The 23,006-nt window shown below is 65.2% G+C and carries 30 protein-coding genes; 7 read left to right on the top strand and 23 right to left on the bottom strand.

The annotated features are described in order from the left end of the window. Positions 1–94 precede the first annotated feature (94 nt). The 5 genes from IVB54_RS03195 to IVB54_RS03175 form a co-directional block, all read right to left on the bottom strand. Positions 95–424, bottom strand: coding sequence for a hypothetical protein (locus tag IVB54_RS03195; protein WP_085361134.1), 330 nt, complete (start codon positions 422–424; stop codon positions 95–97). Between the two features lie 132 nt (positions 425–556). Further along, positions 557–1,033 carry a cyclic nucleotide-binding domain-containing protein gene (locus IVB54_RS03190; protein ID WP_018453100.1) on the bottom strand — a complete coding sequence of 159 codons (477 nt, stop codon included), beginning with the start codon at positions 1,031–1,033 and terminating at the stop codon, positions 557–559. Between the two features lie 195 nt (positions 1,034–1,228). Further along, positions 1,229–1,858 (bottom strand): ferric reductase-like transmembrane domain-containing protein, encoded by a 630-nt coding sequence (locus tag IVB54_RS03185; protein WP_026232461.1) that lies wholly within the window; start codon positions 1,856–1,858, stop codon positions 1,229–1,231. Between the two features lie 11 nt (positions 1,859–1,869). Continuing rightward, the gene (locus IVB54_RS03180) at positions 1,870–2,373 is read right to left on the bottom strand and encodes a twin-arginine translocation pathway signal (protein WP_018453098.1); all 504 of its coding nucleotides are present in this window, start codon (positions 2,371–2,373) and stop codon (positions 1,870–1,872) included. A gap of 135 nt (positions 2,374–2,508) precedes the next feature. Further along, entirely contained in the window at positions 2,509–2,931 is a 423-nt protein-coding gene (locus IVB54_RS03175) for an MgtC/SapB family protein (RefSeq protein WP_018453097.1), read from the bottom strand. Positions 2,932–3,163: 232 nt separating this feature from the next. Between IVB54_RS03175 and IVB54_RS03170 the strand changes: the two genes are divergently transcribed. Then, on the top strand, positions 3,164–4,159 hold the full coding sequence (locus IVB54_RS03170) for an LLM class flavin-dependent oxidoreductase (RefSeq protein ID WP_026232460.1): 996 nt from the start codon (positions 3,164–3,166) through the stop codon (positions 4,157–4,159). Between the two features lie 54 nt (positions 4,160–4,213). Here IVB54_RS03170 and IVB54_RS03165 read toward each other — a convergent pair whose 3' ends face one another. From IVB54_RS03165 to IVB54_RS03140, 6 genes are read right to left on the bottom strand one after another with little or no spacing between them, the layout of a single operon-like run. Next, positions 4,214–5,089: an amidohydrolase family protein gene (locus tag IVB54_RS03165; RefSeq protein ID WP_018453095.1), complete on the bottom strand. Its 876-nt coding sequence runs from the start codon at positions 5,087–5,089 to the stop codon at positions 4,214–4,216. Between the two features lie 13 nt (positions 5,090–5,102). Next, the gene (locus IVB54_RS03160; protein ID WP_018453094.1) at positions 5,103–5,495 is read right to left on the bottom strand and encodes a RidA family protein; all 393 of its coding nucleotides are present in this window, start codon (positions 5,493–5,495) and stop codon (positions 5,103–5,105) included. Positions 5,496–5,520: 25 nt separating this feature from the next. Then, the gene (gene hpaH, locus IVB54_RS03155; RefSeq protein WP_018453093.1) at positions 5,521–6,324 is read right to left on the bottom strand and encodes a 2-oxo-hept-4-ene-1,7-dioate hydratase; all 804 of its coding nucleotides are present in this window, start codon (positions 6,322–6,324) and stop codon (positions 5,521–5,523) included. A 3-nt stretch (positions 6,325–6,327) separates the two neighbouring features. Then, entirely contained in the window at positions 6,328–7,188 is an 861-nt protein-coding gene (locus IVB54_RS03150; protein WP_018453092.1) for a fumarylacetoacetate hydrolase family protein, read from the bottom strand. A gap of 44 nt (positions 7,189–7,232) precedes the next feature. Further along, positions 7,233–7,850, bottom strand: a complete 618-nt coding sequence (locus IVB54_RS03145; RefSeq protein ID WP_018453091.1) for a flavin reductase family protein — start codon at positions 7,848–7,850, stop codon at positions 7,233–7,235. Between the two features lie 3 nt (positions 7,851–7,853). Then, the gene (locus tag IVB54_RS03140; protein ID WP_247777068.1) at positions 7,854–8,819 is read right to left on the bottom strand and encodes a tripartite tricarboxylate transporter substrate binding protein; all 966 of its coding nucleotides are present in this window, start codon (positions 8,817–8,819) and stop codon (positions 7,854–7,856) included. 131 nt (positions 8,820–8,950) lie between these two features. On the opposite strand from IVB54_RS03140, the gene IVB54_RS03135 reads away from it, so the two are divergent. The 4 genes from IVB54_RS03135 to IVB54_RS03120 all read left to right on the top strand — a co-directional run bounded on the left by IVB54_RS03135 (position 8,951) and on the right by IVB54_RS03120 (position 12,486). Then, positions 8,951–9,751 (top strand): IclR family transcriptional regulator, encoded by an 801-nt coding sequence (locus tag IVB54_RS03135; protein WP_247777067.1) that lies wholly within the window; start codon positions 8,951–8,953, stop codon positions 9,749–9,751. A gap of 81 nt (positions 9,752–9,832) precedes the next feature. Further along, positions 9,833–11,128, top strand: a complete 1,296-nt coding sequence (locus tag IVB54_RS03130) for an O-acetylhomoserine aminocarboxypropyltransferase (protein ID WP_018453089.1) — start codon at positions 9,833–9,835, stop codon at positions 11,126–11,128. Positions 11,129–11,132: 4 nt separating this feature from the next. Beyond that, a complete protein-coding gene (locus tag IVB54_RS03125; protein WP_018453088.1) occupies positions 11,133–11,915 on the top strand; it encodes an alpha/beta hydrolase in 783 nt (260 codons plus the stop codon). A gap of 67 nt (positions 11,916–11,982) precedes the next feature. After that, positions 11,983–12,486: a DUF6496 domain-containing protein gene (locus tag IVB54_RS03120; RefSeq protein ID WP_247777066.1), complete on the top strand. Its 504-nt coding sequence runs from the start codon at positions 11,983–11,985 to the stop codon at positions 12,484–12,486. Here IVB54_RS03120 and IVB54_RS03115 read toward each other — a convergent pair whose 3' ends face one another. Continuing rightward, positions 12,487–12,690 carry a hypothetical protein gene (locus IVB54_RS03115; RefSeq protein WP_018453086.1) on the bottom strand — a complete coding sequence of 68 codons (204 nt, stop codon included), beginning with the start codon at positions 12,688–12,690 and terminating at the stop codon, positions 12,487–12,489. On the opposite strand from IVB54_RS03115, the gene IVB54_RS03110 reads away from it, so the two are divergent. Beyond that, on the top strand, positions 12,689–12,862 hold the full coding sequence (locus IVB54_RS03110; protein ID WP_247299241.1) for a hypothetical protein: 174 nt from the start codon (positions 12,689–12,691) through the stop codon (positions 12,860–12,862). The genes IVB54_RS03115 and IVB54_RS03110 overlap by 2 nt on opposite strands. 326 nt (positions 12,863–13,188) lie before the next feature. Here IVB54_RS03110 and IVB54_RS03105 read toward each other — a convergent pair whose 3' ends face one another. Genes IVB54_RS03105 through phnG form a run of 9 tightly spaced genes read right to left on the bottom strand, consistent with a single transcriptional unit; the run spans position 13,189 to position 20,186 of the window. Further along, a complete protein-coding gene (locus IVB54_RS03105; protein ID WP_247299239.1) occupies positions 13,189–13,800 on the bottom strand; it encodes a pyridoxamine 5'-phosphate oxidase family protein in 612 nt (203 codons plus the stop codon). A 22-nt stretch (positions 13,801–13,822) separates the two neighbouring features. Next, positions 13,823–14,419, bottom strand: coding sequence for a phosphonate metabolism protein/1,5-bisphosphokinase (PRPP-forming) PhnN (gene phnN / locus IVB54_RS03100; RefSeq protein ID WP_018453085.1), 597 nt, complete (start codon positions 14,417–14,419; stop codon positions 13,823–13,825). After that, positions 14,416–15,570, bottom strand: coding sequence for an alpha-D-ribose 1-methylphosphonate 5-triphosphate diphosphatase (locus IVB54_RS03095; RefSeq protein ID WP_247299237.1), 1,155 nt, complete (start codon positions 15,568–15,570; stop codon positions 14,416–14,418). Before IVB54_RS03095 ends, phnN begins: the two co-directional genes overlap by 4 nt. 11 nt (positions 15,571–15,581) lie before the next feature. Further along, positions 15,582–16,280, bottom strand: a complete 699-nt coding sequence (gene phnL, locus IVB54_RS03090) for a phosphonate C-P lyase system protein PhnL (RefSeq protein WP_018453083.1) — start codon at positions 16,278–16,280, stop codon at positions 15,582–15,584. A gap of 39 nt (positions 16,281–16,319) precedes the next feature. After that, the gene (phnK, locus tag IVB54_RS03085; protein WP_018453082.1) at positions 16,320–17,117 is read right to left on the bottom strand and encodes a phosphonate C-P lyase system protein PhnK; all 798 of its coding nucleotides are present in this window, start codon (positions 17,115–17,117) and stop codon (positions 16,320–16,322) included. Then, positions 17,110–18,006, bottom strand: coding sequence for an alpha-D-ribose 1-methylphosphonate 5-phosphate C-P-lyase PhnJ (locus IVB54_RS03080; RefSeq protein WP_018453081.1), 897 nt, complete (start codon positions 18,004–18,006; stop codon positions 17,110–17,112). The genes phnK and IVB54_RS03080 overlap by 8 nt, the downstream gene beginning before the upstream one ends. Further along, positions 18,003–19,106 carry a carbon-phosphorus lyase complex subunit PhnI gene (locus IVB54_RS03075; RefSeq protein ID WP_018453080.1) on the bottom strand — a complete coding sequence of 368 codons (1,104 nt, stop codon included), beginning with the start codon at positions 19,104–19,106 and terminating at the stop codon, positions 18,003–18,005. The genes IVB54_RS03080 and IVB54_RS03075 overlap by 4 nt, the downstream gene beginning before the upstream one ends. A 2-nt stretch (positions 19,107–19,108) precedes the next feature. Continuing rightward, a complete protein-coding gene (gene phnH, locus IVB54_RS03070) occupies positions 19,109–19,717 on the bottom strand; it encodes a phosphonate C-P lyase system protein PhnH (RefSeq protein ID WP_018453079.1) in 609 nt (202 codons plus the stop codon). A gap of 4 nt (positions 19,718–19,721) precedes the next feature. Continuing rightward, complete coding sequence (phnG, locus tag IVB54_RS03065; RefSeq protein ID WP_018453078.1) at positions 19,722–20,186, bottom strand: phosphonate C-P lyase system protein PhnG; 465 nt, start codon at positions 20,184–20,186, stop codon at positions 19,722–19,724. Positions 20,187–20,304: 118 nt separating this feature from the next. Between phnG and phnF the strand changes: the two genes are divergently transcribed. Next, a complete protein-coding gene (gene phnF, locus IVB54_RS03060) occupies positions 20,305–21,036 on the top strand; it encodes a phosphonate metabolism transcriptional regulator PhnF (protein ID WP_018453077.1) in 732 nt (243 codons plus the stop codon). Between the two features lie 164 nt (positions 21,037–21,200). Here the strand turns inward: phnF and phnE (IVB54_RS03055) are convergent, their stop codons facing one another. Both phnE (IVB54_RS03055) and phnE (IVB54_RS03050) read right to left on the bottom strand, forming a co-directional pair. Further along, on the bottom strand, positions 21,201–22,049 hold the full coding sequence (gene phnE / locus IVB54_RS03055) for a phosphonate ABC transporter, permease protein PhnE (RefSeq protein ID WP_026232457.1): 849 nt from the start codon (positions 22,047–22,049) through the stop codon (positions 21,201–21,203). Next, complete coding sequence (phnE, locus tag IVB54_RS03050; protein WP_026232456.1) at positions 22,046–22,930, bottom strand: phosphonate ABC transporter, permease protein PhnE; 885 nt, start codon at positions 22,928–22,930, stop codon at positions 22,046–22,048. The genes phnE (IVB54_RS03055) and phnE (IVB54_RS03050) overlap by 4 nt, the downstream gene beginning before the upstream one ends. Positions 22,931–23,006 lie beyond the last annotated feature (76 nt).

Genomic DNA, 23,006 nt, shown 5'->3' with positions numbered 1-23,006 from the left:
GTCAGTTTTGGCCAGGAATTGCATAGCATTGCTCGGTGACGAAGCATGATGGGTTTCGCAAGTGCTCTACCCATCCTACGCGAGCTGACTGGATCTACCGCCGACCACGTCGCCACGAGGCCCCGATCAGCCAGAACACGAACCGGACAAACAGGATCGCGGCCGTGATCTGGATCCAAAGGAAACCACCGAGTTCGCGCAAGACAATTTCGGCCTGAGCGCCCCAATAACCAGGAAGCGCATCGCCGACAGCTTCAATAGCGTGCGTGCCTGTTCGCAGGGCCCATCGGACCCACTCAGGCTTGTAAAAGAGCGTCGCGCCGAGCAGAATCCAAGTCAGAAAAGCAGTGCTGACTCTGAAGGAGTGCACCTTGGCGTGGTGCTTGAACGCCGCGAACCGTCCATTATCTCCGGCTTGAGCCATGTTAGTTTCCTATTCGAAGCCTACGGTGCCGGGGAGTTCGTAGGATGGGTACAGCGAAACGAAAATCCATGGAAGATTTGCGCGGTGACGAGACATGATGGGTTTCGCTTCGCTCTACCCATGCTACGCATGTCAACTCTCGTCACCCACCTGATGCCCCGCTAACCGATCGTCTGAACGGCGCAGCCGTCGGCATAGCTCGCGATTGATGTTTTGCAGGACGATCACATAGGTGTGGATATCGGCCTTGTAGCAAGCGTAGAGCTTCTGGGCGGTCAGCTCGTAAAGCACGGTCGGACTCTCCGCGACCACCGTGGCGGATCGATTTTGCATTTCAATCAGCGTCATCTCACCGAAGAAATCGCCGGGCTCCAGAACGGAAATCGGGATGACGTTGCCCGCATTCGCCCGCTTGCTCACCGCCAGCCGGCCGGATTTGACGATGAACAGCGAGCGTCCGGGCTCGCCCTCCGTCACGACGGTTGCTCCGGTATCAAATCGGCACTCAACCAGCATCGACATCAGGAGGTCGAGACTTTGATCCGGGATACCGCCGAAGAACGGTGTGGCGAGCAGGAATGCTCTCAGGTCGGGGACACTGACGGCCATCGCGCGAGGATAATCTTGACCGCCTTCCCGGGCAAGCGGAGCCGATACCAGCGGTAACGACGCCGAACGTGTTGGAACAAGGGGGTCAGCGAAAGTTTCGGAGCTCGTAGGCTGGGCGAAGCGAAGCGTGCCCACCAACCACCATTGATAGATAGATGGTGGGCACGGCGCTACGCGCCTTTGCCCACCCTACGCTTACGGCCGCGCAATGCTGCTATCGCGCAACGTCCGCCTTCTCCAGAGATCAACCATCACCTTGACGGTCGCCGCCAGCACAGCTGCGCAAAGCGCAGCCTTCGAGATCGTCTCCATCGTCCCCTCGATCAGCAGGCAATGGGCGACGCTGCCTGCGACGATGACGATCGCGAGGGGAATATGGACGATGCGCCACGTGCGCAACCGCAATCCCAGCCGCCGGCGCAGCAGAGCCAGGAGCGCAACAATGAAGATGGCCCACATGGCGGTCACGCCGAAGGGGGAGAACGGTGTCGGTGACGTATAAGTCAGGGCGTCGATCATGTCGGGCGGGCTGGTGATCCAGAGGCCGGCGACGTGGATCACCACCGCCAGAGCCAGCGTGCCGCCGATCCAGTGGTGGGCGCGCCGGCCGCGATAGGCCGACAGTCCCGGCAGATATCCGCCGATCAGCAGGGGCTGAGCGAGCACGAGACCGAGCGCAATGATGCCAGCGAAGCCGGCGAGGATGTAGACCGGGCCGCGCCATGTGAGCTGTTCGCTTCCCGCAGCGAGCGCGATCGGCACGCCGATGGCCAAGGCAAGGGCGATCCAGATCAGGGGCGCCCGGGCCGATCTCCGCCCCTTCATCTCCAATGCGATCAGGCCGGCTGCAGGACGAAGTGCGCCTCGAGGCTGGTTTCCTTTGCGCTCCGCATTATCGGCCGCAGGAAGACGGTTTTGAATTCACCGCTGTCATAGGCGAGGTGGCCATGCGGCTGGCCGAAGATGGGAATGATCTGCGGCATTTCGAGCCGGAACTTGCCGTCCTTGTCGGTGAGCGTGGCGCCATGACTCTGCGGCTCGTGCTCCTGGCCTTCGACCGTGTGCGCCCAGATCTGGATGCGCTGCCCGGCCAAGGGAGTCCCGTCGCCGGCGCGGCGCACGGTGCCGCTCATCCAGAAGCCACCCTTTCCGATCCGCTCCACGATCGCCGCGCCCTTGCGGTAGTTGTTCGCCCCGCCAGACATCGTCTCGGTCGGTGCGAGGCCGTCCGCGCGTGCAGGCAACAGCAGGCCGGGGACGCCGGTCGCCAAGAGCCCGGTTGCGAGGATCGAGCCGCCCGCGGCGAGGAGGCTCCGGCGATTGAGTACGACCGTGGTCATGTCGGTTCCTCCTGGCGAGCGTCCAAAGGCTCAGTGAGTGTACAAGAAAACGCGCCAGACGCACAGTTGGGCCGGGGGACGCAGCGGGTCGCGATGACGTTGTTGTGAACGGGGTGCAGGCCGCTCGCACATGCATCAGTGATCGTCTTCTTCCTTGACCAGCGTCAACAAGCGAAGCGTCAGGAACGTGAATACGGCGACCGTCACCGCGACATCAAAAGCGCCGAGCCCGACGGAGACGCCGATGGCGCCGGTCGCCCAGAGGCTCGCGGCCGTCGCGGTCCCCTGCACCGAATTCCCCTGCTTGAGAATTGCGCCACCGCCGATGAAGCCGATGCCGGTGATGAGGCCCTCGATCACCTTCGCCATTCCGTCAGGCGAATGCACGAGCAGGCTTTCGCTGGCCTGCACGAAGCCGCAGCTTGCCATTGCGACCAGTGGAAAGGTGCGCAAGCCCGCGCTTCGCGCCCGCTTCTCGCGGTCCCAGCCAATGGGAACGGCGAGTGCGAAGGCCGCAGCCAGCGCAACGACATGAACACCAATGTTGAATCTGTCCAAAGAAAGCCCCCGAAATGAAAATCGTCGCCGTTGATCAAACCGGCCGGCAACGCGGCAATGCGGCCCGCGGTTTCCATACAGGCGAATTTGCCGCATGCAGCGCAGCGATGGCCCCGTCTCCGCGCGATGGAGCCGCCGGCGCAGCACCATGATCGTTTCGGCTGGTATTCCTGCGACCGGCTCCTACATGTCGAGTCCACGTTACCACCGCACGCTCCATCCGGACCCTTCCATGATCCCCTTCTCCGTGCTCGACCTCGCGCCCATCCGCCAAGGCGGCGATGCGTCACAAGCGTTCCGCAATTCGCTCGATCTCGCGCAGCATGCGGAGGGCTGGGGATACAAGCGGTTCTGGCTGGCCGAGCATCACAACATGACGGGGATCGCGAGCGCGGCGACGTCGGTGGTGATCGGGCATATCGCGGGCGGGACGAAGACGATCCGGGTCGGGTCCGGCGGGATCATGCTGCCGAACCATTCGCCGCTCGTCATCGCCGAGCAGTTCGGCACGCTGGCTTCGCTCTATCCCGGGCGGATCGATCTCGGGCTCGGGCGGGCACCGGGCACCGACCAATTTACCGCACGCGCCCTGCGGCGCGACCTCGCGACGAGTTCGGAAAACTTTCCGCAGGACGTGCTGGAGTTGCAGGCGCTGCTCGGCGACGTGCAGCCGAACCAGGCCATCCGGGCCGTGCCGGGCATGGGGACGAAGGTGCCGCTGTGGATCCTGGGATCCAGCACCTTTGGCGCGCAGCTCGCAGGGATGCTCGGCCTGCCGTTCGCGTTCGCTTCACACTTCGCACCGCAAATGATGATGCCGGCGCTGCGGGAGTATCGGGCGCGGTTCGAACCCTCGACGCAGCTCGACAAGCCCTATGCGATGGTCGGCGTCAACGTGTTCGCCGCCGACAGCGACGCGGACGCGCAGCGCATGTTCTCCTCGCTGCAGCAGCAGTTCATCAATCTGCGCCGCGGCACGCCCGGCCCGCTGCCGCCGCCGGTCGACGACATGGACGCGCTGTGGTCGCCAGCCGAGAAGGCGATGGTCGGCCAGTCGCTGTCGTGCTCGGCGGTCGGCACGCCTGACATGGTCGAAGCGAAGCTGAAGGCGCTGATCGCCGACACCGGCGCGGACGAGCTGATGACGACGGGGCAGATCTACGACCACGCCGCACGGCTGCGCTCGTTCGAGATCGCAGCCGGGGTAAGGGACCGGTTGGCGGGGTGAGCGGGTGCGATTGTTGCGACGGTGAAGCTGCGCTCGTGGCAGGCCGTGAGCGCCCTAGTCCGGAAAGCCGAACAGCTTGGCCGGATTGTGCACCAGGATCTTCTCCAGCGTCGACTGGTCGGGCGCGTAGCGGTACATCAACTCCAGCAGATCGGCGTCGTTGGGCGGCTGCTTGACCGAGACCGGGTGCGGCCAGTCGCTGGCCCAGACGCAGCGGTCGACTGCTGCCTCGATATAGGCACGCGCGATCGGGATGACGTCGTCGTAGGGCGGCCCGAGCTTCGAGGACTTCTCGCCGAGCGACAGCATCACCCAGAAATTGCCCTTGCCGAGCAGCTCCAGCATCTTGCGCAGGTTCGGATCGTTCCTGCCGGCTTCAGGATCGGGCCGTGCCATGTGGTCGATCAGCACGGGCACGTCGAGATTCTCGTATTTGGCGACGCTGGAGACGATGCCGTCCTTCTCGGGCTGGATCTTGACGTACCAGCCGAGCTCGCGGATGCGCGCAATCGCGCGGGCAAAATCGGCATCCGACAGCACAGCGCCGAGCTCCTGGCGGAAGCTGAAGCGCGCGCCGCGGACCCCAGCATCATGCAGCTTGGCAAGATACGAATCGTTCGCCTCGGCGAACACCAGCGCGTTGGCGCAGCCGCGATAGTTCGGGCCCATCGCGGCGAGACCGTCGAGCACGACGGCATGGTCGGCGCCATACGTCGTGGTCTGCACGATGATGCCGCGCTCGATGCCGAGCGTCTTGTGCACGCGCAGCGCCGCCTCCCAGGTCGCGGTCGGCATCCGATAGGCAGCACCGGGACGCTCCGGATATTTGTCGAGGGGGCCGAGCACGTGAAACTGGCTGTCGAGGGATTTGGGCGGCGGCCCCTTGACCGGGCGGCGCGGGTTCGGGTCGAACGGAAGATAGGTCGGCATGCGCAAAACTCCCTCAGTCGATTACGGCGGTGAAGTCGCACTGCACCAGCGCGCCGCCGTCCATGTTGTCCATCGGCAGCGCGTGGCGCGCCGGGCGCGAATGCTCGTCCGGAAACATCTTCAGCCACTCGACATTGACCGGGCCGCGCTGCGTACGGTCCTTCAGCCACACCGTCATCTTGATGATGTCGTCGGTGGTGCCGCCGGCAGCCTCGACCGTCGCCTTCATATGCGCGAACATGTTGGCACATTGCGCCTCCAGGCTCTCGGGCATCGCACCAGTCGCATCGCGGCCGAGAATGACGCCCGACATCACGAGATTGCCGATGCGGCAGGCGTTCGGAATCGGGTTGGCATGCTTGAAGCCGCCGATATGGATGCTCTTGCGCCGCGTGTGACCGGTCATGATGCGCTCCCTTTCATGTGTTGATTCAGACGAACTGGCACGACACCGAGCCGAACGCGCCATAATCGGCATGAAACGTGTCGCCGCGGCGAATGTCGACCGGACGCGTGAACGATCCCGCCAGCACCACCTCGCCGGCGGCCAGATGCTCGTCATGCGGCGCGAGGCGGTTGGCGAGCCAGGCAATGCCGTTGGCGGGATGGTTGAGCACGCCGGCGGCAAGCCCGGTTTCCTCGACCTCGCCGTTGCGGAACAACAGCGCGCCTATCCAGCGCATGTCCGCGTCCATCGGACGGAAAGGCCGGCCGCCAAGCACCAGCGCGGCGTTCGCCGCGTTGTCCGAGATCGTGTCCATGACCTTTCGCGCCTTGCCCGTTTCGGGATCGACGCGGTGCATGCGCGTCTCCAGGATCTCCAGCGCCGGGGTGACGTAGTCGGTGGCGTTGAGCACGTCGAAGATGGTGCAATCGGGCCCGCGCAGCGGCGCCTTCAGCACGAAGGCGAGCTCGACCTCGATTCGCGGCGCCTGGAAGCGGTCGAACGGAATCGGCGTGGCGTCGGCATAGAACATGTCGGCGAACAGCACGCCGTAATCGGGTTCGGAAATGCCGACCGCGTTCTGCATCGCTTTCGAGGTCAGGCCGATCTTGTGGCCCTTGATGACCCGGCCGCGTCCGAGCTGGAGTCTGGTCCAGGCGCGCTGAACGGCATAGGCATCCTCGATGCTGAAATCGGGATGGTCTTTCGAAAACATCGTGATCAGCGTCTTGGTGCGTTCGGCTTCGTCGAGCCGCGTGGCAAGACGTTCGATCGTGGCAGTATCCAGCATGACCTATTGCTCCGCCGCGACGGTGTTGCGCAGCACGCCGATGCGGCTGGATTCGACCTCGACGACGTCACCGACTTTGAGCCAGCGCGGCGGGTCGAAGCGGGCGCCGGCGCCGGTCGGCGTGCCCGTCACGATCATGTCGCCGGGCTTGAGGGTTGCGAAGGTCGAGAGATAGGAGATCAGGAAATCGAACGGGAACATCAGCCGCTCGGTGGTGTCCTGCTGCCGCACCTCGCCGTTGACGCGCGTGACGATGTCATGAGGCCCGCGCGGATCGAGCTCGTCCGCGGTGACGATCCACGGACCGATGCTGCCGGAGCGGTCGAAATTCTTGCCCTGCGTGACGTTGAACTTGCCGTGGCGGAGCCAGTCGCGGATCGTGCCCTCGTTGCACAGCGTCATGCCGAAGATGTGCGCCCAGGCCTTTTCGCGCGGAATGTGGCGGCCGCCCTGGCCAATCACGATGACGAGCTCGCCTTCATAGTCGAGCTGCTCGGAGACGTGAGGCTTCTCCAGCGGCTGGCCTGAGCCCGTCATCGAGGACATGCTGCGCACGAACAGACTGGGATATTTGGGCAGGTCAGAGCTGTCCTTATACTCCGCATTGCGCTCGGCGTAATTGACTCCGATGCACCAGAGCTTTTCCGGCGCCAGCACCGGCGGAAGCAGCACGAGCTCTTCCAGCGCGTAGTCCGGCTTTTGTCCGGCGACGGCTTCCTGCGCGTCGGCCAGCGCGTTGGCTGCGATCAGCGCCCTGACATCGGAGAAGTCGCGGCCGATCCGCCGGGTCAGATCAACGACGCCGCCTTCCATGACGGCACCGTAGCGCGGCTCTCCGTCCACGAGATAGCTTAGGAGTCGCATGGTCGTTCTCCAATGGTCTTGGGGCGCGCGCGGGGGCGGCGCGCTCAGTCTTTCGATTTGGGAGTCTGGAACACGCCGTGCAGCGTCACGATCTCGCCGAGCCGGGCGTAGCGCGGCCCGCCGATGCGCGCGATCGGATCGAGCGCGACGGTTTCGACCTTGCCGTCGTTCACGAGGCCGTCGCGGAGGTGGAACATCACGACTTCGCCCACGATGAGACGGCTGCGGGCGTCGCCGAATTCGAGGCACTGCCGAAAGCGGCACTCCATCGCAACGGGTGCAACGCTGAGCCGCGGCACCTTGATGCGCTCGCTCGGGAGCGTCTCAAGGCCGAGCTCCGCGACCTCGCTGATCTCGGGCGGATGCTCGACCGATGAGTCGTGCACCGCCTGCATCAGCGGGGTATCGGCGATGTGGATCACGTATTCCTCGGTATCGAGGATGTTATGCGCGGTGTCCTTGTAGTCCGCGCCCTTGCGGCCGACGCTGATCGCGAGCATCGGCGGCTTCTGCGAGACGAAGGTGAAGGCGCTGAACGGCGCGAGGTTGAGCACGCCTGCGCGCGACAGGCTCGTCACCCAGGCGATCGGACGCGGCACCACGATGCCGGTCATCAGCCGGTAGATGCGCTCGGCGCCGAGCTCGCTGGGGTCGATCCGCATCGATCAATCCGCCTTGATGTTGGCCTTGCGCACGATCGGAATCCATTTGGCGTCCTCGCGCGCGAGATAGGCCTTGAATTCGTCGGGCGTCATCGCGACGGCTTCACCGCCGAGCTTCTCGAACTTGTCGACCACGGCGGGGTCCTTCAGGATCGCGGTCAGTGCCTCGTGCAGCTTGTCGATCACGGGCGCCGGCGTGCCTGCCGGTGCGAACAGGCCGGTGAAGGTCTGGCCGTCAAAATCCTTGTAACCAAGCTCGGCGAAGGTCGGCACGTCGGGCAGCGACTTCAGGCGGTGCGGGCTGGTGACGGCCAGCGCCCGGAACAGACCGGCCTTGATGTGCTGCAGGCTGACCGTGAGCTGGTCGAACGCGAACTGCACCTGCCCGCCCAAGAGAGCGTTGACGGCAGGCGCATTGCCGCGATAATGCGCGGTGACCCATTGCAGGTCGAGGCTGGACTGCATCAGCTCGCTGAGCAGATGATTGGTGGTGCCGGGGCCGGGCGAGGCCATCGTCAGCTTGCCCGGCTCGCGCTTGGCGAGGTCGATGAATTCCTTGAAGGTGGTCGCCTGCACCGACGGATGCACCTCGAGCACCAACGACGTCATCGAGATCGTCGTGATCGGCAGGAAGTCCTTCTTCCAATTGTAGGCGTCGCGCTTGTTGATTTCGGTCGCGAACAGCACCGGGCCGTTGGCGCCGACGAACAGCGTGTAGCCGTCGGGCGCGGATTTCGCGAACGCCTCGCCCGCGATCATGCCGCCGGCGCCCGCCTTGTTCTCGATGATGAAGGGCTGGCCGAGCTTTTCCTGGAGCTTGTCCGCGATGATGCGCGCGGCGCTATCGACATTGCCGCCGGCCGGATAGGGCACGATCAGCTTGACGTTGCGCGCCGGCCATTGCTGGCCCGACGCCGGTCCCGTCAACATCGCCGCTGCGGCAGCTAGGGCAATCCAGATTAATCGCATGTTAACCTCCCGGCGGCGCTTCCAATTTTACGTCGATTTGCCTGACGTCGTACACGGCATGTCGATTCGGAGCGCAATCTCCAGATGGGCGCTTTACCTGTCGAGTGAATTGTGGCGTTCTCGTCCATATTATGGACAAGACGACTTCCGCGAAATCCACCCGCCGCATCACGGGACCGCGACAGGGCGCGCAGGCGATCCGGCGCGCGCTCGCGGTGCTGCGCATCCTTGCCGCAGGCCGCGAAGACGGCGTGCTGCTGGCCGAGGTGGTGCGGGCGACCGGCCTCACCCGCCCGACCGTGCACCGCATCGTCCACGTGCTGATCGAGGAAGGCATCGTCGAACGGCATGACCGGACCGGCCGCTACGCGATCGGCAACCAGGTGCCGGAGCTCGCGCTCGCACGGCCTCGGCCGTCGCGGCTGCTGATCGCGGCAAATCCGTCGCTGCAACGCGCCTCGGCCGAGATCGGCGACACGCTGTTCCTGACGGTGCGGACCGGCAACGACACGCTGTGCGTTGATCGCCGGATTGGCGTCTATCCGATCCAGGTGCTGTCGATCGAGGTCGGCGCGCGCCGACCGCTCGGCGTCTCCAGCGCAGGCGTCGCCATCCTCGCCGCGATGCCGGCGCAGGACGCGCGAAAAATCGTCGCAGCCAACGAGAAGAGACTGGAGGCCTACCGGACCGATGTTGCGACGGTGCTGGGCCAGGTCACCGCCGCAAGACGGCTGGGATACGGCAGGAGGGAAATTGGTCTCGTGCAGGGTACGAAGTCGATCTCGACCTGGATCGAGACCCCGGACGGCCGTCCCGCTGCCGCGATGACCGTCTCCGCCGTTCGCACCAGGCTCGGCCCACGACGCGAACAGGAGGTCGCGGAGATCCTGCTGCGGGAGGCGCGGATCATCGAGCAGGCGATCCGGGGTTAGACAACGCTGTCAATGGGCTGACGCAGCGCGCCATTTTATGGCACAAGAGCCGCCTCCGCCGACCGAGCAACGAGGCCCCGCATGCCCGCGCCAAAACCGCCTGCCTTCGAGACCCTGAGCCTGCATGCGGGCCAGCATCCGGATCCCGCGACCGGCGCCCGCGCGGTGCCGATCTACCAGACCACGTCCTACGTGTTCCAGGATTCCGATCACGCCGCCGCGCTGTTCAATCTCGAACGCGCCGGCCACATCTATACGCGCATCTCCAATCCGACCACCGGCGTGCTGGAAGAACGGCTTGCGGCGCTGGAAGGCGGCGTCGGCGCGATCTGCACCGCGAGCGGCATGGCGGCGCTGCATCTGGCCATCGCCACGCTTCTGAACGCCGGCGACCATATCGTGGCATCGAGCTCGCTCTATGGCGGCACCATCAATTTGCTGGCGCACACGCTGCCGCGCTTCGGCATCACCACAACGTTCGTCAAGCCGCGCGATCTCGACGCGTTCCGCGCGGCGATCAAGCCGAACACGAAGCTGATGATCGGCGAGACCATCGGCAATCCCGGGCTCGAGGTGCTGGACATTCCGAAAGTCGCTTCGATCGCGCATGACGCGAAGATTCCGCTGCTGATCGACAACACCTTTGCCACGCCCTATCTCAGCCGTCCGATCGAGCTCGGCGCCGACATCGTCATGCATTCGGCGACCAAATGGATCGGCGGCCACGGCATCGCGATCGGCGGCGCCATCGTCGACGGCGGTCGTTTTGACTGGCGCTCATCCGGAAAATTCGGCGTGCTGACCGAGCCCTATGGCGGCTATCACGGCATCGTCTTCGACGAGCAGTTCGGCACCGCCGCCTTCATCATGCGCGCGCGTACCGAAGGCCTGCGCGATTTCGGCGCTTGTCTATCCCCGACCAACGCGTTCCAGCTGTTGCAGGGCGTCGAGACGCTCGGGGTGCGCATGGACCGCCATATGCAAAACACCCAGCTCGTGCTGGAAGCACTGAAGTCCAACAAGGCCGTGGATTGGGTGCTGCATCCCTCGCTGGAAGATCATGCGGACTACCAGCTCGCAAAACAATTGCTGCCGCGCGGCGCCGGCTCGATCGTCTCCTTCGGCATCAAGGGCGGGCGGCCCGCCGGCCGCAAGTTCATCGAATCGCTGCGCATGATCAGCCATCTCGCCAATGTCGGCGACGCCAAGACGCTGGTGATCCACCCCGCCTCGACCACACACCAGCAGATGGACGCCGAGCAGCTCAAGGCCTCCGGCATCGGCGAGGAGCTGGTGCGACTCTCGGTCGGCATCGAGACCGCAAGCGACATCGTCGACGATCTCACCCAAGCGCTGCGCATCTCGCAAAAGGTCTGACACCATGAAGCTCTCCGTCAACGGCGCCGAGGTGCTGGTCGCAACCGGCGGCCGCGACTTCGACAGATCCCTGCCCGCGGTCGCCTTCCTCCACGGCGCCGGCTTCGATCATTCGACCTGGGCGCTGCACACGCGCTGGTTCGCCCATCATGGCTTTGGCGTGCTGGCGCCGGATCTGCCCGGCCACGGCCGCTCGCCCGGACCTTCGCTCGGCAGCATCGCCGAGATGGCCGACTGGACGGCGGCCCTGCTCAATGCGGCCGGAGTGACGAAAGCGCATCTGATCGGCCATTCCATGGGCTCGCTGATCTCGCTGGAGACGGCCGCACGTCACCCCGACAAGGTTTCCGCGCTCAGCCTGATCGGCACGGCCGCGACCATGACGGTCGGCCCGGATCTGCTGAAGGCGGCCGAAGCCAATTCGCAGGATGCAAACGACATGGTCTCGATCTGGGGCCTCGGCTTCAACGCCGAGCTCGGTGGCAGCCTCGCACCGGGCCTGTGGATGCATGGCGGGGCGCAGGCCGTATTGAAACACTGCGAGCCGGGCGTGCTGTTCCGGGATTTGTCGGCCTGCAATGCTTACGCGAATGCGCTGCAAGCAGCCGCAAGCGTGAAGGTGCCCACGACGCTCATCCTCGGCGAACGGGACATGATGACGCCGGTGAAGGCCGGCAAGGCACTTGCCGCCGCGATCCCGCATGCGAAGACCGTCGTGGTGCCCGGCGCGGGCCACATGATCATGGCCGAACGCCCGGATGAGTTGTTGGCTGCGCTCCGGAACTGACAGGATCAATCATCCATCTTGCGCGTTGCGGTCAGATATCCCTGTGAAGATCGAGGGAACAGGACCCATGCCAAGACAGGAAGTCATTCGCAAAGCCAGGCAAGACAAGCGTGCCGGTAAATCGGCAAGCACGCAGGCCGGCGAATTCGTCAAGGACCAGATCGACAAGATCCGCAAGGGCAAGCATGGCGCCCGCTCGACGAAGCAGGCCATTGCCATCGGTCTCTCCGAAGCGCGCCGCGCCGGCATCGATCTGCCGCCACCGCGCAAGGAAAGCGTCAAGAAATCGACGCGACGCAGCGCCAAATATGCCTACGAGGTCGGTCAGGGCAAGCGCACCCCGAAGCGCCGGCCGCTCGTGTCGCAAGCAGTCGAAAAGGTTTTGAAGAAGGAGCCGCGCTCGACCGCCTCGCGCAGTGCACTGTCGAAGCAGGGCAAACGTGCCGCGAGCCGGCGAACGGCCGCGTCGCGTTCAGCCGCCGCGCGCAAGGCGAGCCGCACCAAGGGCGCCAAGGCCCGCTCCAGCGCCGCAAAGAAGGCGGCACGCACCAGGGCGCGCCGCCGGAGCTGATCAGTTCGCGCGCCGGCCCCGCTCGGAGAATACCGCACGGGCGGCGCGCTCCGCCTCGCGCGCCGAGCGGAACTGGCGGCCTTCGAGGCTGTCGAACAGACGCTCGGAGGAGAAGAAGCGGAAGCCGCGCGTATCCCTCGTGACGATGCCGGCGGCGCGGTCGTGGATCTCGATGACGTAGGCATTCGATTGAGTTCGGGACATGACTGCTCGTCCGCCGGGTCTCGGCGTTCCTGTCTTTGGATTTGCTTCTTGGGATTTGCTGGGTGAGGTGCTGCTAGGAGGCGGCGGTCAGCAACAACAACATGCGCCGGTGGCCGCCGAGAAACAGCGGCGCGTCATGCACGCATGCATGTCATTGTTACTGCGCGGGTGATCGGTTCTCATATCGCGGCTTCGGCTCGAAGGAGCAGTGTCGATGCGTCGAATATCGAGCGTTTAGCGCGAACGGTCAATGAAATGTCTATCCATAATTGCGATGAGCGCGCAGGGGCGCGTCTCCGGGTGCGAGCGCCGACAAACGAATTCATCTCGCGATGAGTTCTTCCTTCTCCCCTTGCGGGAGAAGGTGGCGCGAAGCGCCGGATGAGGGGTTTGCCTCCGCGAATCCTCAAGAGAGTCGCACGCGGAGAGAGACCTCACCCGTCTCGCCGCTACGCGGCGAGCCACCCTCTCCCGCAAGGGGAGAGGGGAAGAACGAACTCACCACATCGTCGCGGCCGCACGCTCCGGCCAGGCGCGATCATACTCCGCGCCGCCGACCTTGTTCTCGCTCATCTCGGCGAGGATCTGGCCGGGCGTCGGCAGCGTCTTGGGGTCGATGCGCTTGTCGGGATTCCAGAGATCGGAGCGGACGATGGCGCGGGCGCACTGGAAGTAAATTTCGTCGACCGTCATCACCATGACGCTGCGCGGCGCCTTGCCGTCGACCTTGAACGAGGCCAGCAATTCGGAATCGATGGACAGATGCGCCCGGCCATTGGCCCGAACCGCATTTCCGGAGCCGGGGATCAGGAACATCAGCGATACCCTGGGATCGCGCACGATGTTGCGCAAGGAATCGACCCGGTTGTTGCCGCGGCGATCCGGCAGCATCAGCGTCTTCGGGTCATGAATGCGGACGAAGCCGGAGAGATCGCCGCGCGGCGAGCAGTCGATCCCCTCGGGTCCGATGGTAGCGAGCGCGGCGAACGGCGCCTTTTCGATGAAGACGCGATAGAGCGGGGTGACGTGGTCGGCGACTTTCACGATCGATGCGTCGTTGGTGACGCCGTAGATGGCCTCCAGCTGCTCGACCGTTTCGATCACCGACATTCCAGTCTCCTTGTTGTGCGGGCTATTCGTGCCAGCCCTGGTTCCTGATCACGCGCAGAAGCTGGCGGCCGTGATACTCAGCGCTGCCGGCGTTGAGGATGGTGACGTCGGCCTGAGTCGATGCGTCGTCGACGCTGCGCGTCAGCCGTTCCGCGATATTGCCGTCGCTGTGCCGGGCGCGAGCGGCAAGCCGCTGCGCCAGCACATCCGGAGGCGCCGTGATCGCGACCACCACGACGTTTGCATAGGTCTGGCGCAGCACGCCGATCACCGTGCGCGAAACATTGGCCACGACGGCGCGTCCGGCACGAATATCGTCGTTGAGGTCGAGCGGCAGCGCGTAACAATGCCCATGCGCCTCCCAATGCACGGCGAATTCGCCATGCTCGCGCGCGCGACGGAATTCGTCAGGGCTCACCGCAATATTGTCTTCGTCGGCCGAGGATTCCCGCGTCACGACACGGCGCGGGAAGACGATGTCGTGATCCTCGATGCAGGCTGCCCGCGCCAGCCGCAGCAGCGTGTCCTTGCCGGCACCGCTGGGACCGACCACGAGCACGAGCCGCCCGGGCCCGATCGCACCCGTTGTCTTTCCCGCCACGGTGACGGCCTCGCTCATGCGACACGGCTTCCTTCGCGCCAGACGCTGCGGACCGCGGGGACGCGGCCCGCGACATGCACGCGGATCAGATCGGCACGCTTGCCGATCGCGATCTCGCCGCGGTCGGACAGGCCGACTGCCTCCGCGGGCGCCTTCGTCACGGTGCGGATCGCCGCCGGAAGAGTGATGGCGGGCACGTGCTCGGGCAAGTGCAGCGCGGCCATCAGAAGGCTCGAGGGGATGTAGTCCGACGACAGGATGTCGAGCAGGCCCTCGCGGGCGAGATCGACCGCGGCGATATTGCCGGAATGCGAGCCGCCGCGCACGACGTTCGGCGCGCCCATCAGGATGTCGATGCCGGCCTCGTGCAGGCCGCGCGCGGCCTCCAGCGTGGTCGGAAATTCCGCCACCGAAACGCCATCGCGCACGGCGTCCACGACGTTCTCCTCAGTGGTGTCGTCATGGCTCGCCAGCGGGATCTTGTACTTGTGGGCCAGCGCCACGATCTCGCGCATGTTGGTCGCGGCATAGGCCTTCTGATATTCGAAGCGCTTCGCGAACAGCTCGTCGAGCTCGGCGTCGGTCTTGCCGCCGCCCTTACCGCGATAATAGTCGCGCAGCTTGCCTTCGTCCCGGAACTGGCGCTGGCCGGGGGTGTGGTCCATCAGCGACATCAGCCGCACGTCGGGACGGTCGATCAGCTCCCTGGCCTCCTCGACCACGCTCGGCATCGGGATTTCGCAGCGCAGATGCAGGAAGTGATCGGCGCGGAGCAGGTCAGCATCGCGAGCGGTCGTGATTGCGGCGGCAAGCGTGCCGGCGCGGCCGTCGACTTCCTCGGCGCCATCCTCGCGCCAGACCCGGAGCGAGTCGAACACCGTCGTGATGCCTGATGTCGCGAGCTGGCCGTCATAGGAGACGACGGCGGCGACTGGATTCCAGAACACTTTTGGTCGCGGCACGTAATGCGCCTCGAGGTGATCGGTGTGGAGCTCGATCAAGCCGGGCATGATCAGATCGCCGCCGGCATCCTCTGCCCCCGCGGGCGCCCTGCCCTCGCCGATCTCGGCAATGCGTCCATCGGCGAGGGCAAGCCAGCCCTGCTCGATCACCCGTTCCGCCAGCACGATCCTGGCGTTGGCGATCACGATGTCCTTCTTGGCGTTCATGTCCATTTCCTTCAGGCCGCGGCGGCGAAGCTGGTGACGTCGACGGTGCGGTCGGCAATCTGATGACGGATTTCGTCGTCATGGACAATGGCGACCATGGCGACGCCCTGGCGCTTCTTTTCGGCTACCAGCCCGACCACGACGGCGCGGTTGGCGGCGTCGAGCGACGCGGTCGGCTCGTCGAGCAGCAGGATCGGCAGATCCGAGATGAAGCCGCGCGCGATGTTGACGCGCTGCTGCTCGCCGCCGGAAAAGGTCGCGGGCGGAAGCTGCCAGAGCCGCTCGGGGATGTTGAGGCGATGCAACAGTTCGCCAGCACGGGCTTGCGCCTCCGCGCGCGCCAGGCCGTTGACGATCAGCGGCTCGGCGACCACGTCGAGGGTCGCGACGCGCGGCACCGCGCGCAAGAACTGGCTGACATAGCCAATGGTCGCGCGGCGGATGTTGAGAACCTGCCGCGGCTCGGCGGTGGCGAGATCGACCAGCGCGCCGCGATGGTGGATGCCGATCCGGCCGGAATCGCAACGATAATTGCCGAAGATCATCTTCAGGATCGACGATTTTCCGGCGCCTGATGGCCCCGACAGCACGACGCATTCGCCGGGATTGACGTGAAAGGTCACGCCGCGCACCACGGGCAGCTCGATGCCACCTTGCAGGTGCATCGTGAAGGTCTTGTTGGCGTCGGCGATGTCGATCATGGCGGTCATTGGAGAACTCTTCTTGCAAGGCTCATTACGTTGGAAGGCTCATGGCGGCAGGATCGAGGAGACGAGCAGCTGGGTATAGGGCTCGCGGGGGTCGTCGAGCACCTGATCGGTGAGGCCGGTCTCGATGACTCGGCCGCCCTTCATGACCATGACCCGATGCGACAGCAGGCGCGCGACCGCGAGATCATGGGTGACGATGATGACCGCGAGATGCAGCTCCGCGACCAGGCTGCGCACGAGGTCGAGCAGACGGGCTTGCACGGAAACATCGAGGCCGCCGGTCGGCTCGTCCATGAACACCAGCCGCGGCTCGGTGACGAGGTTGCGGGCGATCTGGAGCCGCTGGCGCATGCCGCCGGAATAGGTCCGCGGCGCATCGTCGATGCGCGCGATGTCGATCTCGACGCGAGTCAGCCAGTCCGACGCGGTATCGCGGATGCGGCCGTAGTGATTCCACCCCACCGCCATCAGCCGCTCGCCGACATTGGCGCCGGCCGAGACGGTCATGCGCAGCCCCTGCGCGGGATCCTGATGAACGAAGCCCCAATCGGTACGAAACAGGAAGCGCCGCTCGGCCTCGCCCAGCGTGGTGAGATCGCGGGTGACGCCATCGCGCATCCGGTAGGACACCTCACCGCCGCTGGCCGCGAGCTGACCCGACAGCAGCTGCAGCAGCGTCGATTTGCCCGAGCCGGATTCGCCGACGATCGCCAGCACCTCGCCGGGGTAGAGCGCAAAGGACACGTCGCGGCACGCCGCGATCCGGCCATAGGACTTACTGAGGGATTTTGCGACCAGCAGCGGCTCGTCGTTCTCGAGCATGTCTTGATCAGCCATTCGATGCCTCCTGCGCCTTGTCCTTGTACGGCGCGGCGCTGAGGCTGCCGTGATGGCCGGCGGCCTGACGTCCCTCGCAATAATCGGTGTCGGAGCAGACGAACATGCGCCCGCCCTTGTCGTCGGTCACGATCTCGTCGAGGTAGGAATTTTCAGCGGCGCACAACGCGCACGGCGCGTTGAAGCGGTACGGCTCGAAGGGATGGTCCTCGAAGTCGAGCGACACAACTTGCGTATAGGGCGGGATCGCATAGATGCGCTTCTCGCGGCCGGCGCCGAACAGTTGCAGCGCCGGGCAATTGTCCATCTTGGGATTGTCGAATTTGGGCGTCGGCGACGGGTCCATCACGTAGCGCGCATTGATCTTCACCGGATAGGCGTAAGCCGTCGCGATGTGGCCGAAGCGGGCGATGTCCTCGTAGAGCTTCACATGCATCAGGCCGTATTCGGCGAGCGCGTGCATGCGCCGCGTCTCCGTCTCGCGCGCCTCGAGGAAGCGCAGCGGCTCCGGGATCGGCACCTGGTAGACCAGCACCTGATTTGCGTGTAGCGACGTCTCCGGAATGCGGTGGCGGGTCTGGATCACGGTCGCATCGATCGTCGCCGTCGTCGTGGCGACGCCGGCGGTCTTGGCAAAGAACTTCCTGATCGAGATCGCATTGGTGGTGTCGTCGGAGCCCTGGTCGATCACCTTCAGCACGTCCTCGGGCCCGAGGATCGCGGCCGTCACCTGCACGCCGCCGGTGCCCCAGCCATAGGGCATCGGCATTTCACGGCTGGCGAACGGCACCTGATAGCCGGGGATCGCGATCGCCTTGAGGATCGCGCGGCGGATCATCCGCTTGGTCTGTTCGTCGAGATAAGCGAAATTGTAGGCGGGCGCGTTCATTCCGCGGCCTCCTTCATGGCATCGGGCGCATTGGCCTCAGTGAATTCCTTCCGCAGCTTGCGCAACAGGCCGAGCTCAGACTGGAAGTCGACATAATGCGGTAGCTTCAGATGCTCGACGAAGCCGGTAGCCTGGACGTTGTCCGAATGCGACATCACGAATTCTTCGTCTTGCGCGGGGGCGAGTGCCTCTTCGCCGAGCTCGCGCGCACGCAACGCGCGGTCGACCAGCGCCATCGACATCGTCTTGCGCTCGCTCTGGCCGAAGGCGAGGCCATAGCCGCGGGTGAAGCACGGCGCCTCCGTCGCGGAGCCCTTGAACTGATTGACCATCTGACACTCGGTGAGCTCGATCGAGCCGAGCGGCACGGCGAAGCCGACGTCTTCCGCGGAGAATTCAACCTCGACCTCACCGAAGCGAATCTCGCCGGCGAAGGGATGGTTGCGGCCGTAGCCGCGCTGGGTGGAATAGCCCATCGCCAGCAGAAAACCTTCGTCGCCACGCGCGAGATTTTGCAGGCGCAGGTCACGATCGGCGGGAAAATTGAGCGGCTCGCGAGTGAGATCGCCGACGCTGGCGCCGTCCTCAGCCTGAGGCGAGGATTCGATCAGCCCGTCGCGGCCGAGGATGTCGGTCACCCGCGGGGTTGGCGCAGACGATGCTTCGGCCGTCGCCGGTGTCTCCGGCACAAAGCCCTCGGCGAGCGAGGGATCGAGCAGGCGGTGGGTATAGTCGAAGGTCGGGCCGAGGATCTGGCCGCCGGGAATGTCCTTGAAGGTCGAGGACACCCGCCGCCGTATCCGCATCGCGCCGGTCTCGACCGGCTCGCTGGCGCCGAAGCGGGGCAGCGTCGCGCGGAAGGCGCGGACCAGGAAGATCGCCTCGATCAGATCGCCGCGCGCCTGCTTGATGGCGAGCGCCGCGAGCTCGCGGTCATAGAGCGAGCCTTCGCTCATGACGCGGTCCACGGCGAGACCAAGCTGCTCGGAGATCTGGTCGAGCGAGATTTCCGGAACGCTTTGGTCGCCACGCCGCGCACTGGCGAGCAGGCGATGGGCGTTCTCGATGGCGCGTTCGCCGCCTTTGACTGCGACATACATGCTTAGCTTCCCCTGCTCACGATACGCGTGGTGCGCGGGATCGCAACCATGGCGTCATCGGCGACCAGCACCACATCGATACCGCGCGGAAACAGCGCCTCGTTAATACGAAGTCGCTCGAACACGTCGAACGGCTTGATCGACGCCTGGAGCGTGGCGACGCCGTCGATGCCGGGCCCGCGCAGCTCGAAGCTGCGTCCCGAATCGAGACTCTCGACCTGCAGGATCAACGTGGTCGACCGATCCGGATATTCGCTGGTGCCGAGCGCGAAGCGCTCCAGCGAAGGCAGCGCCCCGCCGTCGCTGATCAGCGCGAAGCTGGCGATGGAAGAATCCTGCACCACCGGCGCACCAGTATGGAATTTCAGCCATTTCACGACGTCGGAAGTCTCATGCATGCGCGCATCGAGCCAGAGCGGCGTGTCGTGATCGAACAGCGTCAGCGCGATCGCGGCCGTCCCGCGCATCATCACACGAGGCGCTCCTGATGTCGGCACGATGCGCTGCACCGATCCCGGCCGCGCCATCGCGTCCATGACCGAGCGAAAGGTCGATTGCGCCGACAAGACCTTATCGGCGAACCCCGGCGGCAGTTCCGCAATCGTGGTCATGATCTCACCCCTCACCGCGCACCATGGTGTAGAAATCAACCTTCGTCGCGGCGGTCTGGGCCGCCACCTGCTTGCGCCTGACCATCAGCTGCTCACGCAACGGCGCGATAATGTCCCGCTCCACCGCGGCGCCGAAATCGCTGGACTGCACCAGGGCATCGCACAGCGCGATCAGCCGCGCCTTCTCGCCGTCGCGGCCGAGCGTGTAGCCGAAACCGACCTCGCCGCTCGCAAGCCGCACCGCGGCGCGCGACACCGTGGCTTCACCGAGGTTGAACGGCGCACCATCGCCGCCGACCCGGCCGCGCAGCATGACGAGGCCGTTTTCCGGCGCGCGCAGATCCTGATGCGCCGGCAAAGCGAGAGCGTGGAGGCGAGCGGCGATCTCGCCCGCCTCCGCGTGCGCCAGCACGGACATTGCGGCCTTGCGCTGGGCTTGCTGATTATTGTGCTGGGTCACCGCATCCACCGACTTCTCTGCAGAACTTGCCGAATCCAAGTTGTCTATGATACTAGACAACTTGATACGGGAGCGCCATGACTGTTTCGTGACAAAGGCGTGATTTCTGGAGTAGCTTCCCGGCCACATGAGCATGCAGGACACAGCCTCCTCCGGCGTCGCGTTGTGGCGCCTCGTTGCCGACGGCATCGAGCGCGGCATCGCCGACGGCCGCTTTGCGGCGGGCGACAAGCTGCCGGGCGAGGTGGAGATCGCCGAAACCTATCGCGTCAACCGCCACACCGTGCGACGCGCGCTGGCCGCGCTTGCCGAGCGCGGCATCGTGCGGGCAGAACGCGGCAGCGGAACCTATGTCGAGGCGCAGAAGCTCGCTTATCCACTGCGCTCGCGGACCCGTTTCTCCGAGATCGTCGGCGCGGACGGCCGCGAACCGCATGGCCGGCTGATCGAGGCGTCCGCTGACGTTGCGACCCGCGAACTCGCGCGGGAGCTTGGCCTCAAGACCGGCGCACCGCTGGTCCGGATCGAGGCGATGCGCCTCGCCGACCGCACGCCGATCTGTGTCTCCACGACGTGGCTATCGGCACAGCTATTCCCCGCTGCGGGCGACGTCTTTGCCGCGACCCGCTCGATGACGAAATTGCTCGAGCATTACGGCGTCCGGGACTATCGCCGCGGCGCGACCCGGATCACCGCCGGTATCGTCGACGCAACCGACGCCGCACGGCTCGATCTGGCGCTGGGACGGCCGATCCTGGTGGTCGACGCCACCGATCACGATCTCGACGGCAAGCCGCTGGTCACCAAGCATTCGCGCTTTGCGGCGGAGCGGGTGGAATTTCTGGTGGAGAACGGGTGAACTGGCTGCCCTCTGCCCCTCTCCCCTTGCGGGAGAGGGTGGCTCGCCGCGCTAGCGGCGAGACGGGTGAGGGGTTGCCTCCGCGCACTGATCTGAATTGAGGATGCAGACCCCTCATCCGGCGCTTCGCGCCACCTTCTCCCACAAGGGGAGAAGGAAGAAGGTTACGCCACCGCCCGCCGCCCGATAATCGCAAAACGCAATTTGCCCGAAACGAAATCGATCGCGGCGACTGCGACCAGGATCATCAGGATCAGGAACGACACCTTCTGCCATTCCAGCACGCGGATCTGCTCGGCGAGCTGGAGGCCGATGCCGCCGGCGCCGACGATGCCGATGATGGTGGCCGAGCGCGTATTCGACTCGATGAAATAGAGCACCTGCCCGGCAATCACGGGCAGGACCTGCGGCAGCAGGCCGAAGCGAATCTCGTGCAGCGCGCTACCGCCGGAGGCGCGGATGCCCTCGACCTGCTTCTGGTCGGCGCCCTCGATCGCCTCCGAGAACAGTTTTCCAAACGCGCCGAAATCCGACACGGCAATAGCGAGCACGCCGGCAAACGGGCCGAGCCCGACCACGTTGATCCACACCAGCGCCCAGATCAGCGTGTCGACTCCGCGGATTGAATCCAGGAAGCGCCGCACCGGAAACCGCAAAATCCTCGACGGCACCACATTGCGCGCGGCAAGAAGACTGACCGGCAGCGCGAAGACCGCGGCCAGCGTCGTGCCGAGCAGCGCAATCGACAGCGTCTCGCCCAGCGCCTTCAGATAGACCGGCAGCGACGAGCCGGGATCCGGCGGGATCATCATCAGGCTGATCCAACCGAGCTGGCTGAGCCCCGCGAACAACCGCGACGGCGAGAAGTCGAGATCGATGAGGCCATAAATCAGAACCGCGAGCGCCGCGACGATCATCGCCGGCATCGGGAGCCGCGCCGAAGCCGGCCGGTCGAACACATCAGGGTAGCGCGCGCGAAGCGCTGATGTGTCAATGTCCTGCGGCCCCGTCACGTCCGCGCCTCCTTGCCGAACAGGCGGCCGCGCAGCCAGCCGGTGCTGATGTCGATAATGAAAACCGTGACGATGATGGTGAGCAGGATGGCGCTGACGTCCGAGTAGTAGAACTTGCGGATGGCGACGACGAGCTCCTGGCCGATGCCGCCGGCACCGACGAAGCCCATCACGGAGGCCTCGCGGACGTTGATCTCGAAACGCAGCAGCGCGTAGCTGGCATAGCCCGCCGTGACCTGCGGCAGGATGGCGAAGCGCATGCAGGACAGCCAGCTCGCGCCGGTCGAGCGGACGCCTTCGACCGGTTTCATGTCGGCGTTCTCGACGATCTCCGAGAACAGCTTTCCAAGCGCGCCGGTGGAGTGAATCGCGATCGCCAGCACGCCCGCCATCGGCCCCAGCCCGAAGGCGATCACGAAGATCAGGGCAAACACGATGCCGGGGACCGTGCGGGCGAATTCGAGCAGGCGCCGCACGACGAAGCGCAACCACGGCGCGGGCGAGGTGTTTTCAGCCGCAAAGAAGTTCAGGCAAAACGCAAAAGTCGCGCCGATCAGCGTGCCGACATAGGAGATCAGCAAAGTCTCGCCCAGCATCCTCAGCCATTTGCGCCAGCCCCACAGCCACTCGCCGACATCGGTCCAGACCCGCTGGCCGGTGTCGAGTGTGAGGATGCGGTCGAAATAGCTGATGAAGTTGCCAAAGTGGGCGAACAGCGTGCGCAGATTCACTTCAGCGCCGATCGCGGCCAGACACAGTGCTGCGGCGAAGATCACGGCTCCAGACAGGATTCGGAGCCGCTTGCGCGCCACCGCCTGGCGATAGGCGGCGTTGAGCACGGCGAGCTGTTGCTCGGGGAGGATCGAAACCGCGACGGTCATCTTGGCCAGGAAAATGGTCAATCAAAGAGAAAGAGCCGGGTCCATCGACCCGGCTCCAGTGGCATCGTCCCGAAAC

This window comes from Bradyrhizobium sp. CW1 (genome assembly GCF_023100665.1).
In the GTDB taxonomy this organism is placed as follows: Bacteria; Pseudomonadota; Alphaproteobacteria; order Rhizobiales; family Xanthobacteraceae; genus Bradyrhizobium; species Bradyrhizobium canariense_D.
Note: the sequence above shows the minus strand (reverse complement) of the source record. Positions and strands in the feature narration are given on the sequence as shown.

Coding starts and splice junctions, on each gene's coding strand:
- IVB54_RS03140 (WP_247777068.1), bottom strand. CDS start 8,819: ATGCGATTAATCTGGATTGCCCTAGCTGCCGCAGCGGCGATGTTGACG.
- IVB54_RS03075 (WP_018453080.1), bottom strand. CDS start 19,106: ATGTATGTCGCAGTCAAAGGCGGCGAACGCGCCATCGAGAACGCCCAT.
- IVB54_RS03180 (WP_018453098.1), bottom strand. CDS start 2,373: ATGACCACGGTCGTACTCAATCGCCGGAGCCTCCTCGCCGCGGGCGGC.
- IVB54_RS03135 (WP_247777067.1), top strand. CDS start 8,951: ATGGACAAGACGACTTCCGCGAAATCCACCCGCCGCATCACGGGACCG.
- IVB54_RS03195 (WP_085361134.1), bottom strand. CDS start 424: ATGGCTCAAGCCGGAGATAATGGACGGTTCGCGGCGTTCAAGCACCAC.
- phnH (WP_018453079.1), bottom strand. CDS start 19,717: ATGACCACGATTGCGGAACTGCCGCCGGGGTTCGCCGATAAGGTCTTG.
- IVB54_RS03145 (WP_018453091.1), bottom strand. CDS start 7,850: ATGCGGATCGACCCCAGCGAGCTCGGCGCCGAGCGCATCTACCGGCTG.
- IVB54_RS03190 (WP_018453100.1), bottom strand. CDS start 1,033: ATGGCCGTCAGTGTCCCCGACCTGAGAGCATTCCTGCTCGCCACACCG.
- phnE (WP_026232456.1), bottom strand. CDS start 22,930: ATGACCGTCGCGGTTTCGATCCTCCCCGAGCAACAGCTCGCCGTGCTC.
- IVB54_RS03185 (WP_026232461.1), bottom strand. CDS start 1,858: ATGAAGGGGCGGAGATCGGCCCGGGCGCCCCTGATCTGGATCGCCCTT.
- IVB54_RS03110 (WP_247299241.1), top strand. CDS start 12,689: ATGACTGCTCGTCCGCCGGGTCTCGGCGTTCCTGTCTTTGGATTTGCT.
- IVB54_RS03170 (WP_026232460.1), top strand. CDS start 3,164: ATGATCCCCTTCTCCGTGCTCGACCTCGCGCCCATCCGCCAAGGCGGC.
- IVB54_RS03150 (WP_018453092.1), bottom strand. CDS start 7,188: ATGCGACTCCTAAGCTATCTCGTGGACGGAGAGCCGCGCTACGGTGCC.
- IVB54_RS03165 (WP_018453095.1), bottom strand. CDS start 5,089: ATGCCGACCTATCTTCCGTTCGACCCGAACCCGCGCCGCCCGGTCAAG.
- phnN (WP_018453085.1), bottom strand. CDS start 14,419: ATGAGCGAGGCCGTCACCGTGGCGGGAAAGACAACGGGTGCGATCGGG.
- phnK (WP_018453082.1), bottom strand. CDS start 17,117: ATGGCTGATCAAGACATGCTCGAGAACGACGAGCCGCTGCTGGTCGCA.
- hpaH (WP_018453093.1), bottom strand. CDS start 6,324: ATGCTGGATACTGCCACGATCGAACGTCTTGCCACGCGGCTCGACGAA.
- phnF (WP_018453077.1), top strand. CDS start 20,305: ATGAGCATGCAGGACACAGCCTCCTCCGGCGTCGCGTTGTGGCGCCTC.
- IVB54_RS03130 (WP_018453089.1), top strand. CDS start 9,833: ATGCCCGCGCCAAAACCGCCTGCCTTCGAGACCCTGAGCCTGCATGCG.
- IVB54_RS03095 (WP_247299237.1), bottom strand. CDS start 15,570: ATGAACGCCAAGAAGGACATCGTGATCGCCAACGCCAGGATCGTGCTG.
- IVB54_RS03125 (WP_018453088.1), top strand. CDS start 11,133: ATGAAGCTCTCCGTCAACGGCGCCGAGGTGCTGGTCGCAACCGGCGGC.
- IVB54_RS03080 (WP_018453081.1), bottom strand. CDS start 18,006: ATGAACGCGCCCGCCTACAATTTCGCTTATCTCGACGAACAGACCAAG.
- IVB54_RS03120 (WP_247777066.1), top strand. CDS start 11,983: ATGCCAAGACAGGAAGTCATTCGCAAAGCCAGGCAAGACAAGCGTGCC.
- IVB54_RS03105 (WP_247299239.1), bottom strand. CDS start 13,800: ATGTCGGTGATCGAAACGGTCGAGCAGCTGGAGGCCATCTACGGCGTC.
- IVB54_RS03160 (WP_018453094.1), bottom strand. CDS start 5,495: ATGACCGGTCACACGCGGCGCAAGAGCATCCATATCGGCGGCTTCAAG.
- IVB54_RS03115 (WP_018453086.1), bottom strand. CDS start 12,690: ATGTCCCGAACTCAATCGAATGCCTACGTCATCGAGATCCACGACCGC.
- phnL (WP_018453083.1), bottom strand. CDS start 16,280: ATGACCGCCATGATCGACATCGCCGACGCCAACAAGACCTTCACGATG.